We start from the raw sequence: 15348 nt of genomic DNA on the forward strand, positions 1-15348 counted from the left end.
TTGCTGTTTTTCAGCTTTATGATGCTTATGACAAGCGGTAGTAGGCGAATGGTTCGCCGTAACGAAAGGCGTTACTAGCTTCCTCCAGCTTACGGAGTGTCTCTGCATCAAGCGCCAGCGTGGTGCTTGTGAGATTCTCCTGCAGCTGATCCACACGGGTAGCGCCTACGATGACGCTGGAGACAGCCGGCCTATTCATCAGCCAGGCGAGAGACAAGGCGGTAGGCGTAGTATCTAGCGCTGCCGCCAATTGGCTTACGGTCTCGCCAAGCGCGATCCGCTCCTTGCTGAGGAAGCGGGAGAAGCTTGGATCGGTCTCGACCCGTGAGCCTTGCGGGACATCGCTGACCGATTTATATTTGCCGGTCAGGATACCCCCGGCAAGTGGGAAGTATGGAATGATACCGAGGCCTTGATCGAGGCAGAGTGGTAGCAGCTCATTCTCCGGTGTCCGGTCAGCCAGCGAGTAACTGCACTGAATGGAGACATATCTGGTGAAGCGGTGTGCTTCGCTGATGCCAAGAGCCTTCATCAGCTCCCAGGCGGCATAGTTGGAGGCACCGATATAGCGGACTTTGCCTGAGGAGACCATATCGTCCAGCGTACGCAGGGTCTCTTCCAGTGGAGTATAGGGATCAAAGGTATGAATCTGGTACAGATCAACATAATCTGTTTTCAAGCGGCGCAGACTACCTTCCAGCTCTTGCATTAGATGATGGCGGGAGGATCCGCTTCCGTTCGGGCCCTCACTGCGGATTAGTCCTGCCTTGGTAGCGAGTACCGCATGGTGGCGCCTGTCTTTCAGGGCCTGGCCGATAATCCGCTCCGACTCTGTTCCAGCATAGATATTGGCAGTATCAATGAAGTTAATACCTCCGTCCAGGGCTGCATGGACAATTTCGATGGAAGTACCCTCGTCAGCCCGTTTGCCGAAGGCATTCGTTCCTAAACCGAGTGCAGATACCTGAAGTCCACTGTTTCCAAGTCGATGATAGTTCATAGCCTTCACTCCATATTTTTATTGGTGAATAATTGCAGCGCCGTCTCGATGAAGAGCTTCACCGCAATAGATGAATCCTCCAGCGATTGGACGGCGATATGGATGTCGCGGTAGGCATCCGGGGACAGCTCTCGTACGATTACGCCCGAGGGTATTGAGATTAGCGACAGCTCGGACATAATGCTAACGGCCAATCCTTCCTTGACCATGTTCAATGCGGTGGCGAAATTGCTCACCACATACTTGGGGTTCAGTGTGCTGCCGCTGCGGCGGAACAGGTCCTCTACCGGCGGTTCGTAACCAGCTCTGCAGATTAGCAGAGTTTCCTCCTGAAGATCACTTACATGAATAATTTTTTGTTTGCCAAGCGGGTTATCCTCCTGCACCACACCGAACAATTGCTCACGGAAGAGGGGGAAGGTCTCAAAATCTCCAATGGGAGGCAGGATCAATCCGACATCAATAAAGCGGGAATCCAGCCAGTCCTTAACCTCAGTGACAGAGCCTTCGTACATTTCAATCTCCACACCGGGATATTGTAAGGCGATTGAACGGATAATCTTTGGGAAAAAATAAGCGGCAGCCACGGGAAAAGCGCCAATGCGGATTCGGCCTTTCTCGAGGCCCTTCTCCAGAGCGATCTCCTGATTAACTTTGTCGAAGCCGGCCAGAATTTCACGAAAGAGAACAAGGACACGCTTTCCTACATCGGTAAGCGCCAGACCGTTGCGCCGGTCACGGAGCAGGAGCTTCACATCTAGCTCTTCTTCCAGCGTTGAAATGGCCCGGCTGACAGCGGGCTGGGTCATGTTTAGCTCTAATCCGGCTTTAGTGAAGCTGCCGCTTTCGGCGATTTTAACGAATAAGCGAATCTGATTGTTGTTCATATCATTTTTGATATGCCCCTTATGATTAATATTTATTTCTATTATGAGTATGATTATTGTATCATTTGACATGAAGCCGATTCAAGGAGATGAAACCTACATCTATGCAGAAGAAAAATATACTGCTGCTCTTATTTCTTGTTATTGTTTGGGGCGTTAACTGGCCCTTGTCCAAGATTGCACTGGCCTACGCGCCACCCTTGCTGTTCGCAGGGATTCGCACGCTGATTGGCGGTGTGCTGCTCATACTGCTCGCTCTACCCAGATGGAAGAGCCTGCGCTTTAAAGAGCTGTGGCCGATCTATCTTGTCTCTGCCATTCTCAGCATTGTCTTCTACTATGGCTTTCAGACCATTGGGCTACAATATGTGCCGGCCGGTCTGTTCTCTTCGATTGTTTTTTTGCAGCCAGTCCTGCTAGGAATCTTCTCCTGGATGTGGCTGGGGGAGAGCATGTATGCACTCAAAATTGCCGGACTGATGCTGGGTTTCATCGGAGTAGCCTCCCTGAGCGTCGGCGGATTTACAGGCAGCATTTCCCCTTGGGGCATTCTTCTCGCCCTTGCCAGTGCGTTAAGCTGGGCATTTGGCACGATCTATATGAAGCTGCGGTCTGCCCGTGTAGATACGCTATGGATGACCGCCATGCAGATTACGATCGGCGGACTGATCCTGACGGTTTCGGGGTCCGTGACTGAACGTTGGGGAGATATTGTGTGGAATGGTGCTTTTATTGCCGATACCTTGTTCATTTCGATTTTTGTGATCGCGATAGGCTGGGTCGTGTACTTCAAGCTGATTAATGAAGGGGAGGCGGGCAAGGTAGGTTCGTTCACCTTCTTGATTCCGTTAATCTCGATTGGCACCAGTGTAATTTTCCTTAAAGAACAAATCACGCTTAACCTAGTCATCGGACTGCTGCTAATTGTGTGTAGTATTGTCCTGGTGAATGTGAAGTTCAGGCGTTCGGCCAAACTGTCGGCTAACTGATCAAGACCATATGCCTTATATTGAATAGTAAAAGGAGATCCCTGCTGACAATGCTGCAAGGGACCTCCTTTTCTTTTTATTTCATTTATTGTCGGCGCTGTAGCGTCTGTGGTGTGATCACGGCGTTCTCCAGCAATCCGGTAACCTCTTCTGAGTAGCCGCCAACACTGATTCTGCCGCCGCTCATTTTGTGCAGAACAAGTCTCTTTCCGGCCTTCAGGACGGAGTTGGTTTCACTTGTCCCGCCAACCGTCTGCGCGGTGATGGCACCTGTGGCCTCTAAATTGGAGTCCTCGCAGACCGCATTGCGGCTTGTGTAGGCAATGTCTCCATCGGACTGCAGATTGCTTTGCCGAGTACCCTTCCCATAAATGGTGATGTTGCCACCAGATTGAATGATGCTATTGTCGCTATAGGGCAGATCAATTCGGACTTTGCTCTCCAGCATAACCGTAATGCCGTTGTACATATCCTTTAGCAGCTTCAGGAAGGATTCCACAACCGCATCATTCAACATCCCGATAAATTGATCCGGCTGCAAAAAGACCTCGAGCAATCGTTTCAACTGTTTTATATCCTGAGGGTAGGAATGCTTGATATCGGAGAGAACATGCAGAAGCTCGGGGATCAGAATCGCAAATCGTTTATATTTGGTATCAAGCAAAAGCTGAATGACCTGGCCGTAATTCACAGGCTGTTGGCGGTTTTCTAACTTTTTGGCCAACACCTTGGCTGCCTTCCGTAGCAGATTGCCTTCCTCTAGGATCTGTTTTGACAGATGGTAGAGTCGGTTATTCAAAACTCCATGATATCCCGAATACAGTCTGCTCTCCACCACATCGCCATGTATCCAAATACTCCCGGTTGCAACGATGGTCGCATTCTTCACGTTTCCGTAAATATAGACATTTCCAATCGCTTCAATAATCATCTGCTCTTCCACATCGCCGTGAACAGCAACGTCCCCCGGGAATACGATGTGGCCGGTCTCAGGATTGACATTCCCCAGAACCCTGTGCGCTGCGGCAATGTCAAAGGTTCTGCCCTTCACTCCTGTCAGGCGGGGTCTGCCTGTACGAAGCGCCATGACCTTCAGACCGGATATAAGCTGTGTATGCTCCTTGGCTATAAGCTGGAAATCCTCAGGTGGGGCAGCAGGCAGCAGATGTCCATACACATCATATCCGGGAACCCCTTCGATGGGTGGATGCTTGATAGCTACGATGTCGCCCTCTTGGACTTCTGGGATGTCCGGGTAATTCTGCTCTTCCTGTCCACTCACGTTTCTATGGAAGATTTCTGCGGTCAGGGCTTCCTCGGAAAAAGGGATCTCGATTCTTGCATTGATCGCGGGTTTGGGCGCGGTACCTTCCGCTACACGGACAGGCCGTCCGGTAGGGTGGTTCAATGCCTCGTAAATCGCTGGAATATTGAGATTCTGGGAGATGGATTTTTTGTCAAAGTCGGCAAGGACCTGTTCGATGCGGACTGTAGACAGCAGGGCTTTCTTGTCCTGCTCCGCACTAACCGCAATGTTATTCGTGGCTGCACAATCCTTCAGGCGCCAGGCGTACTGTTCCAACCGTCGCAGGGTAAGGAAAGCCGATAACTTGTCTTCGGAGACTGTAATCTCATACGGTGCGGGCTCTTCAATCTCCCACTCCAGGCGGTCGGATGACAATACTTCGGTAGGGGCAGTAATGATCTGCCGGTTCTTCCTAAGGACAACGGGAGGAACGGGAGAGATGACAGCAGGTTTGCCGCCAGATAAAGGTGAGGTGATGAAAAATTGATTATTTTGAATAATGATGATGCCGTCCTTATTGTTCGTGTCGTCCAGTGGTAGAGATTGTGGAGCACTATTCAAGATTTGTTCGGAGGGCTCTATCGGCAATGGCCGGGCAAATTCTTTTACGTCATTTCGATTAGGGTGTTGCGACATTCTGTTACCTCGCTTCTTTGTATAATCAAAGGCATCTGTACATAGAGAGCACCGGGTTAAGATGCGATATCCGCTAGGGATATCCGCCATGCAGGCGTCTAATTGGCAGCCTGGCAACCATAAATGCAGCTTGTGCATTCTTAGGCCCATTGCTTTGCGTCCTACCCTTTCGAATAGTTTGCCTTTAAAAATGGATCAATGATGTATACTCAGCATCAGGCACTTTAATCGACTAAAATCGACAAAAAAAGAAGGCGCCGGTACGTCGTATATATAAAATTGTCGGCATTAAATCCTTTTAATTTTAGTGCTAAAGTAACGAATTGACAATATAAAATAAATAAATTCACCCAGACCGTCCACATGTAAAAGAGAGGCGTCTAAGCCGGATGGCCCGGGACGTCTCTCATGGGATCAAATAGTCCACAGAAGTACCTATATATTCCACATTTCCTTAATTATAACGCGTAAGATGGTTTTAGTAAAATAAAAGGACGCTCCCGTTTATAGCTTTTGGGAGAGTCCTTTTTTCATGTAATGAATACCTTGTGCGATATTGGTCTTGGCCTCATGCGGTACAACTGAACAGGTGGCATATTCCGCCCGCTCCACCTCTTCCAGCACCCGGTTCAAGTGGGAGAACACTGCACCGAGATCGCGCATGGCTGTCAGAGGGCAATGTCTCTGAAGCTCTGAGAAGCAAGAGAGCTGTAATTCCCGTGCATGGCGCAGGGCGTCTGGGAGGGAACGGGTGCACTCGATATCGGACAGGGTCTTCGTTCCGTACAGTGCGATGCAATCCGCGGTGGCTTCCAGCGAACCAGCCAGCCCTTCTGCAGCTGCATAATGCGGTGGAAGCAGAGCAATCTCATCGGCAATTTCCTTCACATAGGCATGAACGGTTTTCAGATGAGTAGTAGCTGTGCTCAGCTTGTGCAATTCATTACGGCATTGGTAATGGGATAGTGTGTAGTGAATCTCTTTCTGTTGCTTGCGGCTTCGTGTCAGCAGCTCCCCGGCTTGTTTCGATACGGCTTTGCCCTTCTCCGTACTTTGTTCTCCGGCGGCAAGTCCTCTCAGTGCATCTGCGAGCAGCAGGCTTCCTTCAAGTGCCAAGGCTTTTACCTTGACGAACCCCTTCGGCGGAACGATAATCATATTGATGAGGACGGCAATCAGTACGCCGATGAAGGTTTCGAATATTCTAGAGACTACATAATCGTTTTGATAGAAGGAAAGGGCCATAACAGAGGTGACGCCTACTTGGGTCACGGCCTGAATATTCACGCGGCAGGCGGTGGCGATGCCAATGCCGATGAGCAGCATAAGCAGGATAGAGAGCCCGCTTATGTCAAAGAACTTACCGACGATCAGAGCGACGATCCCGCCAAGAATGATGCCGAGGAGCCGGTAGATTCCTTTTTCTACAGAGCCCTTAACAGTACCTTGGGTAATCAGAATGGCAGCTAGCGGAGCAAAGTACAGATAATGATTGCTATAAAGACTGTGCACCACCACCCAAGAGAGCGATGCAGCTAGCGTCACACGTATCATATATAGGGAAAAACCAAATTTCTCAAGGCGGTCCAGTAACCCCTCGTTCATGTTCTTCATCTTCTTTCGCAAAAATAGGAAAACATCAATTAACTTTCATCCGTTTTCATTATATCACCTCATTTTTGACGAAAATCCTGATAAGTTTTACGAAGTTGTTAAGTTTCTGGGGGATGTTAACAATCTAAGCTATCGCATAAGGGGAAGCTATCTATTATGCTATACCTATATGGAGTGTCGAACGAAAGGAGGAATTGTCGCTTATCCGCACTGGGCATGCCGATATCGATTGTTCCCCGCAGGAAGCGGGTAAAATAGGATTGTATTACTAAAGGCAGGGAGGTTGTTAGCTATAGCTACCCAGGAAGGCACTATTATTTCTTTTGAGAAGGTAACGAAGCAATACGACGATGAAGAGGCTGTGCTCAAAGAGGTCAGTTTCGAGATTGAGCGGGGCAAATTTTATACATTGCTGGGTCCGTCCGGTTGCGGTAAAACGACGATTCTGCGGCTGATTGCAGGCTTTGCAGAGGCGACAAGCGGCTCGATCATACTGAACGGCCAGGTGATTAACCACATTCCTGCCAACGAGCGGCAGGTCAACACAGTATTTCAGGACTATGCTTTGTTCCCGCACCTGAATGTGTTCGAGAATGTGGCGTTTGGTCTGCGCATCAAGAAGATGAAGAAAGATGTCATCACGCAAAAGGTACAGGAGGCGCTGGGCTTTGTGAACCTTGCAGGCTACGAACAGCGGGCCATTAACGAAATGTCCGGCGGTCAGCGGCAGCGCGTAGCCATCGCCCGTGCCATCGTCAACGAGCCACAGGTCTTGCTGCTGGACGAGCCCTTGTCGGCGCTGGATTTGAAGTTGCGGACGGAGATGCAGTACATTTTGCGAGAGATGCAGCAGCGACTGGGGATCACGTTTATCTTCGTCACGCACGATCAGGAAGAAGCACTGGCGATGTCGGACTGGATCTTTGTCATGAACAAGGGCAAAATCGAGCAGAGCGGCACACCGCACGATATTTATGATGAACCGATTAACCGTTTCGTGGCTGACTTCATTGGCGAATCCAATATTGTTCCGGCGGTTATGATCGAAGATTACCTGGTGGAGATCAACGGGCGCCATTTTGAGTGTGTCGATGCTGGGCTACGCCCAAATGAGTCCGTAGAGATCGTCATTCGCCCAGAAGACTTGGAAATTACGACTCTGGAGCAAGGCAAGCTGCGCGTGCGCGTCGATTCCCAGCTGTTCCGGGGTGTGCATTATGAGATCAGCTGTTATGACGAGTCCGGGCATGAATGGCTGGTCCATTCCACACGTCAAGCTACTGTCGGCAGTGAAATTGGCCTTTATTTCGATCCTGAAGCGATTCATGTTATGCGATTCGGGGAAACGGAGGAAGAGTTCGACAGACGTCTGGAAGCTTACGGCGAGGTGGAGAGTCATGAACAATAAGGGCCGGTCGTTCTATCTCATCCCTTATTATTTGTGGATTGCCTTGTTTGTTATTGCTCCGGTATTGCTAGTCATCTACTATTCTCTGTTTGATCTGGACGGTCATTTGACGCTGGACAATTACGTGAATTTCTTTACACCTGTATATTTGAAAATGACGCTGACCTCCTTCTGGTACGCGTTTCTGATCACACTATTCTCGCTGCTGGTCGCCTATCCGGCGGCTTATCTGCTGACGAGAACGAAGCATAAGCAGCTGTGGCTGCTGCTGATTATTTTGCCGACCTGGATTAATCTGCTGCTGAAAACATATGCTTTCATCGGGATCTTCGGCACCTTCGGACCGATCAATAACCTGTTCGATGTGCTTGGGATCGGTGAGCAGCAAATTTTGTTCACGGGCTTCAGCTTTGTGTTCGTGTCGGTCTACATCTTTATTCCGTTCATGATTCTGCCGATCTTCAGTGCGCTAGAGGAGCTTAATCTGTCTCTGCTCGATGCCGCGCGTGATCTGGGAGCGTCCGGCTGGACAACCTTCCGGCGGGTGGTCTTTCCACTGACGATTTCGGGTGTGCGTTCTGGCTGTATGGCGGTATTCATCCCGGCGCTATCTCTGTTTATGATTACGCGCCTCATCGCCGGTAGCCGGGTCATTACGCTCGGTACCGCGATTGAGCAGCACTTTTTGGTTACACAGGATTGGGGCATGGGCTCCACAGTAGCCGTATTTCTGATTGCGATTATGGCGCTGTTCATGATTCTGTGGGGCGGCGCACGGAAAGGGGTGCAGAGATGAGGAAAAGAAACGGATTCTCGAATCTGTATCTCGTTTTAGTGTTCGCTGTGCTGTATGCACCGATTGTTTATCTGATGTACTACTCGTTCAACAGCGGGGGGACGATGCACAAGTTCGAAGGCTTCACCCTGGAATATTACCGTGAGGTGATTCAGGATACCCGGCTGATCATTATCGTGATCAATACACTGGTCATTGCGCTGCTGTCTTCGGCGATTGCCACGTTGATTGCGACGATTGGTGCGCTGGCCATCTATCGCATCCGTAGCCGCCGGGCGAAGAACACCCTGTTGTCGTTGAACAATGTACTCATCGTGAGCCCAGACGTCATCATCGGGGCTTCGTTTCTGATCTTGTTCACGATTGTCGGGATCAAGCTGGGCTTCATGTCCGTGCTGCTCTCGCACGTGGCCTTCAGTATCCCGATTGCGGTGCTGATGATTCTGCCGCATTTGCAGGAAATGAGCCCTACATTGACCGATGCGGCCCGCGATCTGGGTGCCAGCCGCCGGGATGTACTGACCAAGGTCATTCTGCCGATCATCAAGCCGGGTATTTTTAGTGGATTCTTCATGGCGCTAACCTACTCGCTGGATGATTTTGCGGTTACCTTCTTTGTGACCGGTAATGGATACTCGACCTTGTCGGTTGAGATTTATTCCAGAGCGAGACAGGGCGTATCGTTGTCTATCAATGCGCTCTCGACCTTGATTTTCCTCTTCACCATTCTGCTTGTGGTCGGTTATTACTTCCTGACAACTCGCAAGAACCGCACAGCCGCTCCGGTTGCAGAATCGGTGTCAGAAGCGGGGGTGCCTAGATGAAACAGTTGGTTAATGCTTTTCTCGCCATTGTCATCGTCGCTTTTGGCTTGATGTATCTGGGGTCATGGATGAACTCCAACCAGGGCTACACGGGAAAAAACACGCTGACCATCTACAACTGGGGCGATTATGTTGATCCCGCCATGCTGAAGGAGTTCGAGAAAGAGACCGGGATTACGGTCATTTACCAGACCTTTGATTCCAACGAAGCGATGCTGACCAAGGTAGAGCAGGGGGGAACGACCTTTGATGTCGTGATTCCTTCGGATTATGCCATTTCGAAGATGAAGGAAGAGAACCTACTGCTGCCACTGGATCACAGTAAAATCCCGAATCTCGTTAATATCGATCCACGGTTCATGAATCTGTCGTTTGATCCGGATAATCTTTATTCCGTTCCCTATTTCTGGGGAACAGTCGGGATTATCTTCAACCCGGAGATGACGAAGGGGATGGATTTCAGCAGCTGGGATTCCCTGTGGGACAGCCGTCTGAAGAATAACATTTTCCTCGTGGATGGGGCACGTGAGGTCATGGGCATGGCGCTGAACAGCCTGCACTACTCCGTTAACGATACCAACGAGGAACACTTGCAGGAAGCGCTGACCAAGCTAAACAAGCTGTCGCCGAACGTGAAGGCCATCGTCGGGGACGAGATCAAAATGCTGCTGGCGAACGAAGAAGCCGCAGTAGGTATCGTCTGGTCAGGCGACGCCTCGGAGATTATGGGCGACAATGACAAGCTGGACTTCGTTGTGCCGAAGGAAGGGTCGAACAAATGGTTCGACAATATGGTCATTCCGCGTACAGCGGGCAATGTGGAAGGTGCGCACAAGTTCATCAACTTCATGCTGCGTCCTGATGTAGCGGCAAAAAATGCCGAGTACGTCGGCTACTCCACGCCGAACGCTCCGGCGCTGAAGCTGCTGCCGCCGGATGTTTCCGAGGACACTCGCTTCTACCCGCCGCCCGAAATCACAGACCACCTGGAGGTCTACGACAACCTGGGCAAAAAAATGCTCGCCCATTATAACGAGTTGTTCTTGAAGTTCAAGATGAACAAGAAATAATCACCGTCCGTATATGGGGATGGTGAACTAAAGTAATCATCAGTCCTCTTACGAGAAGGCTGATGGACAAAAGAAGCGCCCAACTGCGGAGTACCGCGGTTGGGCGCTTCTTTGGATTGGGGAGCAGGGTTAAGAGGTTTGAGTGTAGTTAGCAACCTGTTATTTTTATTTTCATTAGCCTGAGATTAAGGATGGCACCGGCTTGTTTTAAGAAATTAAAACCGAGTATGCCGTCGATTTCCATGCCATAGTCCATATTTCCGATTTCAACTTGAAAATTATTAAGTGCCGTATCGCCGAGCGTTAAGGAATCTAGAGTTTTAGTGTAAACATACTCGACCCCGCCCACACCTCGAATAATATCAACTACGTCGTTTTCTTCGGGTACCATTCCTATGTCTCTTACAATATCGGCGTTCAGTAGTGTGCTGGCAGATCCAGTATCCAAGAGTACTTTTCCGAGCTGCACTTCTGTCCCCCGAAATGCTACAACGAGGCTAATAAAGGGGAGTTCGTATCTTTCTATAATGTTCATCTTAACCCTCGTATTCCTACATATCTTTCCTTCGCCACCACGCTAGGACGGGAAGTGTGGAAGAAACAATACTCTCGGTGGGGGGCCTCCTTGTGTAACTCACTATATCGTTTCAATGCCTTAGTAGAATCGTCAAAGGATTCAATGACGTCCATCTCTTCAATATAACGGTGCCCTTCCTTTGAATATGCTTTAGTTGCCTCAAGAACGACCCATTCATCGGGAAAACGCTCCTTAATTTCATCCCATCGCATCCTGGACACCTCCGGGTTGGATAATTGCTGTTATTATACCATTTTTCATTACAAAAATATCAGGAAATGCTTCCTCAAATCCCACTATTCTCACCCTTTCATAAACATAAAAAAACGCCCCGAATCCCTTGCTTAAAGGGATCGGGACGTTCTTCGTCTCTTACTGGTCAGTATAGGGTAAATTCCGTTCTCTGACCAGTCTAGTTAATGTGTATTTTGGAGGAGGACTCAAAACCAAACTCAGCGGTTGTTGCCAGGTGAATAGTAACGATGCAGGATCGGAGGATCTTACGATCGCTGATTAAGCCCGTTTCCTGTTTGAACAATGAATATAGGTTTGTGTAGAGCTTTAAGCGCGAAAACACTAATATGTTTTATTTAACCCCCAGCCGCATCCGGTAGCTGATCAACACATCCAGAGTTCTGCCTTGAAAATGCTGCTCAACCGCGGTCTGGAATTCGGTGATATAGTTGTCAAGATCCTTGGAGCCGAGCTTCCACACGGTTTGGATGCCTCCCTGGCTGAGGGCCAGGCCGATATATCGCGCTGCATCACAGGTCTCCTTATTGTGAAATACGATTTCACGAGCGAAGGAGAACAATCCGCTGTTCTTGATGCTGTCCAGGTGGCTCTCTTTACCCCACTTGTGTGCTCTTTCCGATGCTGGTACCAGCGTGTCCAATATCTCATTGGCCTTGTCGATCAAGTTGTTATAGAGAACTTCGACATTGGCTTGCAGAGCTAGCGGCCAATCACAGTCATATGCAGCGAACACACCTCCGTCCCGCAGGACACGGGAGACTTCCTGGAGTGTGCTCACAGGCTCCATCCAGTGAAAGGACTGCGAGCAGGTGACAATGTCTACACTGCCTGTTGCGAAGGGCAATTGGTTGGAATAGCCTTGTACAAAAGATATTGCTGCAGCATCCGACATCTCTGCAAGCTTCTCCTGCGCTTTGCCCAGCATGTCAGGATTTGGCTCAACGCCCAGCACGGCATCTGCGGCATGGTTCCAGATAAAGGTGGACAGTCCGGTGCCACAACCAATATCTGCGACAAGGGCGGGGCGATGCCCGAGGTAAGTGGTAAGCAATTCAGTTACCAGTTGTGGGGCTTCAGGGCGGTAGCGATCATAGTCCTCCTGAAAGCCAAGAAAACGGTCGATATTGGCCTTGCTGTTTCTGGCAGGAATCATAGGGTTCTCCTCCTTGGGGTAAAGTGAGCTCATCTATTCCTGAGTCTATAGTTACTATACACCTTCCTGATTCAATGCAAGAATAGCAGTTTTATTTCGCAAAGTCACATTATTAGGTGGCTTACATATTAAGAATCCCCGGTGCCAAATGGCATGACCGGGGATGGTATGGTTTGTAGAGGGCAGTCCTGTAGATTACCGGTGTTACTGGAGTAATTCCGGGAACAATATAGTTGTATAGGTCCACAATAGCCCTCGGGTGCTACCTGAGCAACCTAGTTGTAGAGGGTTTCACCGTAACTGTCGAAGGCTACCGGAGCAACTCGGGGTCTATTGCCGGAACAAGACCTTCAGCAGCGGCTCGGGTCAGTAAAGATGTGATGGCATCATAGCCACTGTCACCGAGGTTCATGCTAAAGTCGTTGACGTAGAGATCGATATGAGACTTTGCCACTTCCGGGGATAGCTCCTGAGCATGGCTCAGCACGTAATCGCGGGATTCCGTCGGATGATCCCAGGCGTATTGCAGGGAGCTGCGAATCCATCCGGAGATGGCTTCGGCATCCAGGTCGCGGCGAGCGACAATCGCTCCGAGCGGGATTGGAAGTCCAGTATCTTCTTCCCACCAGCTGCCTAGGTCGGTCAAGAGATTAAGACCATAGGAAGAATAGGTGAAGCGTGCTTCGTGAATTACCAGCCCGGCATCGATTTTTCCGTCGCGCACGGCAGGCATGATCTCATCGAAAGGCATGACGACGATCTCTCCCACACCACCTGGAACGTGCTGGGCTGCCCACAAGCGGAACAGCAGATAGGCAGTGGATCGTTCACTAGGTACAGCGATTCTGCGTCCGGCGAGTCCGGCCGGACGTCTTACCGCGAGCGGTCCGTTGCCGGTCAGCACTAGTGGTCCGCAGCCGCGGCCCAGCGCGCCACCACAGGGCAGAAGGCGGTATTTCTCCAACACCCAAGGCAGGGCGGCGTAGGAGATTTTGAGTACTTCCGGTCCAGTGCCGTCGGCAGCGAGTCCGTTTGTAATGTCGATATCGGCGTACATCACATTCAGTGCCGGGGCATCCGCCACCAGCCCATGCGCCCAGGCATGAAATACAAAGGTATCATTTGGACAAGGGGAAAATGCAATATTAAGCTCGTTATTCATTACAGCACCTCCTTTAGGATAGCGGCTGCTGCCGCAAGCGCGTCCATCGCTTCGCCGATGGCCCAAGCTGCCCGGTCGCGGGGACCGACCGGGTTCGAAATCGCGCGGAGCTCCAGCACCGGGAGCCCCAGCGCCTGTGCGGCCACGGCAACCCCGTGGCCTTCCATGGCTTCGGCGGCCGCCCCGGGATGGCGCGCCGCAAGAGCGGCGGCCGTCTCTGCCGTGCCGGTCGCCGTGGACACCGTCAGCACAGGACCTGTGCTGACGGTAAGACCGGCCGCTCTCAGCGCGGCCGTAACGACCTCCACCGTGCCGGAATCCGCCGGCACGGTCACGCTGCCGAAGCCAAGCTCGGCAGCACTGCGGAAGCCCTCCGGCGTCTCCGCCCCGAGGTCGGCCGCAATCAGCTCGCTGGCAATCACCAGCGAGCCTACCGGGGCCACCCCCGGGAACCCGCCGCCGATCCCGGCGTTGATCACGCAGCCGTAGGAGCCGGCTGCCAGGGCCGCGGCGGTACCCGCCGCAGCGGCTGCGGTGCCCGCGCCCGCAGCCACTACGTGGAACCTACTGCTGCCCTGCAGTCCGCGCAGGATGGCGTCGCGTTCTGCCGCGACCGCAGTCACGATCAGTACACGCCGCTCAGCCTGCCCCGCGGCGTCATTTGGTGTAGCAGATGTCATGAGTAGGCCTCCTTAAAAACGAAAAGTAATATAGTGGTATTTGTTAAGAAATGAAGAGGCTTACATTTTAGATATTCGTAAGACAAAGAATACGCCGTTTTGCGAGCCAGGTCAATTCGGACAAAATTCCCACGGAAGATTGTTGACAATGGTAAGGATGGGGTATATATTTATCTTAAATTAAAGATAATTAACTTAAAGACAAATGCACTTTCATTCGAAGCAATTTCATAATGCGGATTTCAATCCGAATAGGTATGATATCTAGTTATACCCAAATCATGTACAACTAGATATCGATGATTAGACGCTCACTTATGGATTTATGAAATTGATTCATTCATAAAGTAATTACGGGGAGGTGGAAACCCATGAGCATTGAACAAGAGCCTTTACAAGGAAATGCGAACGGAGCAGAGCAGGAACGGGATGAAGCATCTTCCCTGAAATTGTTCGTTGTCCTCTCCAAAGCCTATAAGACCTTAATGGATCTGGCAGTGAAGGATATGAAGAGTCACGGCTTGTCTTCCGCTGAATTTATGATTCTGGAAGTACTGTATCACAGAACCCGCATTCCGCTGCAGCAGATCGGAGAGAAGATTCTGGTGACTAGCGGCAGTATTACGTACAATATCGACAAGCTGGAGAATAAGGGCTTGCTGAAGCGTGTTCCGTGCAGCGACGATCGGCGGGTAACCTATGCTGAGATTACAACTGCAGGCCGGGAGCTATTCGATAATATCTTTCCGCTTCATGTTTCTTCCCTGCATCGTTTGATGGGCGGATTAAATACGGAAGAGAAGGAACAAGCAACCGAACTACTGAAGAGACTTGGCAAAGGCGTATAGGGCGGCAATGAACTGCTGTCCTTGCCTAAAGGCCGGTAACAATAGTGTTAGGAGCAAAGAAATCGATCTAAACAAGAAGGACTTAATTTTTTTGCCTAATATCTTAATGTTAAGATAATTAAATCAAAGAGAATGGAGTGGGG

15 protein-coding genes and 1 riboswitch are annotated in these 15348 nt (G+C 50.5%); of the genes, 6 read left to right on the forward strand and 9 right to left on the reverse strand.

Annotated elements, in window-relative coordinates; genetic code table 11:
* Positions 1–25: 25 nt before the first annotated feature.
* Together AC3Y23_RS11790 and AC3Y23_RS11795 are read right to left on the reverse strand one after the other, a co-directional pair.
* Positions 26–1000 (reverse strand): aldo/keto reductase, encoded by a 975-nt coding sequence (locus tag AC3Y23_RS11790; RefSeq protein ID WP_379198970.1) that lies wholly within the window; start codon positions 998–1000, stop codon positions 26–28.
* A gap of 5 nt (positions 1001–1005) precedes the next feature.
* Positions 1006–1887 (reverse strand): LysR family transcriptional regulator, encoded by an 882-nt coding sequence (locus tag AC3Y23_RS11795; protein WP_379198972.1) that lies wholly within the window; start codon positions 1885–1887, stop codon positions 1006–1008.
* Between the two features lie 89 nt (positions 1888–1976).
* On the opposite strand from AC3Y23_RS11795, the gene AC3Y23_RS11800 reads away from it, so the two are divergent.
* The gene (locus AC3Y23_RS11800) at positions 1977–2876 is read left to right on the forward strand and encodes a DMT family transporter (protein ID WP_379198974.1); all 900 of its coding nucleotides are present in this window, start codon (positions 1977–1979) and stop codon (positions 2874–2876) included.
* Between the two features lie 85 nt (positions 2877–2961).
* Here the strand turns inward: AC3Y23_RS11800 and AC3Y23_RS11805 are convergent, their stop codons facing one another.
* Both AC3Y23_RS11805 and AC3Y23_RS11810 read right to left on the reverse strand, forming a co-directional pair.
* A complete protein-coding gene (locus AC3Y23_RS11805; RefSeq protein ID WP_379198976.1) occupies positions 2962–4818 on the reverse strand; it encodes a flagellar assembly protein A in 1857 nt (618 codons plus the stop codon).
* Between the two features lie 101 nt (positions 4819–4919).
* Positions 4920–5011, reverse strand: a riboswitch (cyclic di-GMP riboswitch).
* 311 nt (positions 5012–5322) lie between these two features.
* Positions 5323–6423, reverse strand: a complete 1101-nt coding sequence (locus tag AC3Y23_RS11810; protein ID WP_379198978.1) for an FUSC family protein — start codon at positions 6421–6423, stop codon at positions 5323–5325.
* Positions 6424–6715: 292 nt separating this feature from the next.
* Between AC3Y23_RS11810 and AC3Y23_RS11815 the strand changes: the two genes are divergently transcribed.
* From AC3Y23_RS11815 to AC3Y23_RS11830, 4 genes are read left to right on the forward strand one after another with little or no spacing between them, the layout of a single operon-like run.
* Positions 6716–7840, forward strand: coding sequence for an ABC transporter ATP-binding protein (locus tag AC3Y23_RS11815; protein ID WP_379198980.1), 1125 nt, complete (start codon positions 6716–6718; stop codon positions 7838–7840).
* Positions 7830–8636 carry an ABC transporter permease gene (locus AC3Y23_RS11820; RefSeq protein WP_379198982.1) on the forward strand — a complete coding sequence of 269 codons (807 nt, stop codon included), beginning with the start codon at positions 7830–7832 and terminating at the stop codon, positions 8634–8636. Before AC3Y23_RS11815 ends, AC3Y23_RS11820 begins: the two co-directional genes overlap by 11 nt.
* Positions 8633–9460, forward strand: a complete 828-nt coding sequence (locus tag AC3Y23_RS11825) for an ABC transporter permease (RefSeq protein WP_379198984.1) — start codon at positions 8633–8635, stop codon at positions 9458–9460. The genes AC3Y23_RS11820 and AC3Y23_RS11825 overlap by 4 nt, the downstream gene beginning before the upstream one ends.
* Positions 9457–10530: an ABC transporter substrate-binding protein gene (locus tag AC3Y23_RS11830; protein WP_379198986.1), complete on the forward strand. Its 1074-nt coding sequence runs from the start codon at positions 9457–9459 to the stop codon at positions 10528–10530. The genes AC3Y23_RS11825 and AC3Y23_RS11830 overlap by 4 nt, the downstream gene beginning before the upstream one ends.
* Before the next feature lie 148 nt (positions 10531–10678).
* On the opposite strand, the gene AC3Y23_RS11835 is transcribed toward AC3Y23_RS11830, so the two are convergent.
* The 5 genes from AC3Y23_RS11835 to AC3Y23_RS11855 all read right to left on the reverse strand — a co-directional run bounded on the left by AC3Y23_RS11835 (position 10679) and on the right by AC3Y23_RS11855 (position 14357).
* Positions 10679–11065: a retropepsin-like aspartic protease gene (locus AC3Y23_RS11835; RefSeq protein WP_379198988.1), complete on the reverse strand. Its 387-nt coding sequence runs from the start codon at positions 11063–11065 to the stop codon at positions 10679–10681.
* Complete coding sequence (locus AC3Y23_RS11840) at positions 11062–11319, reverse strand: hypothetical protein (protein ID WP_379198990.1); 258 nt, start codon at positions 11317–11319, stop codon at positions 11062–11064. Before AC3Y23_RS11840 ends, AC3Y23_RS11835 begins: the two co-directional genes overlap by 4 nt.
* 374 nt (positions 11320–11693) lie before the next feature.
* A complete protein-coding gene (locus AC3Y23_RS11845) occupies positions 11694–12515 on the reverse strand; it encodes a class I SAM-dependent methyltransferase (protein WP_379198992.1) in 822 nt (273 codons plus the stop codon).
* Positions 12516–12825: 310 nt separating this feature from the next.
* Positions 12826–13677: a 1,4-dihydroxy-6-naphtoate synthase gene (locus AC3Y23_RS11850; RefSeq protein WP_379198994.1), complete on the reverse strand. Its 852-nt coding sequence runs from the start codon at positions 13675–13677 to the stop codon at positions 12826–12828.
* Positions 13677–14357: a futalosine hydrolase gene (locus AC3Y23_RS11855; protein WP_379198996.1), complete on the reverse strand. Its 681-nt coding sequence runs from the start codon at positions 14355–14357 to the stop codon at positions 13677–13679. The genes AC3Y23_RS11850 and AC3Y23_RS11855 overlap by 1 nt, the downstream gene beginning before the upstream one ends.
* Before the next feature lie 371 nt (positions 14358–14728).
* On the opposite strand from AC3Y23_RS11855, the gene AC3Y23_RS11860 reads away from it, so the two are divergent.
* Positions 14729–15205 (forward strand): MarR family winged helix-turn-helix transcriptional regulator, encoded by a 477-nt coding sequence (locus AC3Y23_RS11860; protein WP_379198998.1) that lies wholly within the window; start codon positions 14729–14731, stop codon positions 15203–15205.
* Positions 15206–15348: the final 143 nt, after the last annotated feature.

This window comes from Paenibacillus sp. MAHUQ-45, from assembly GCF_058133325.1.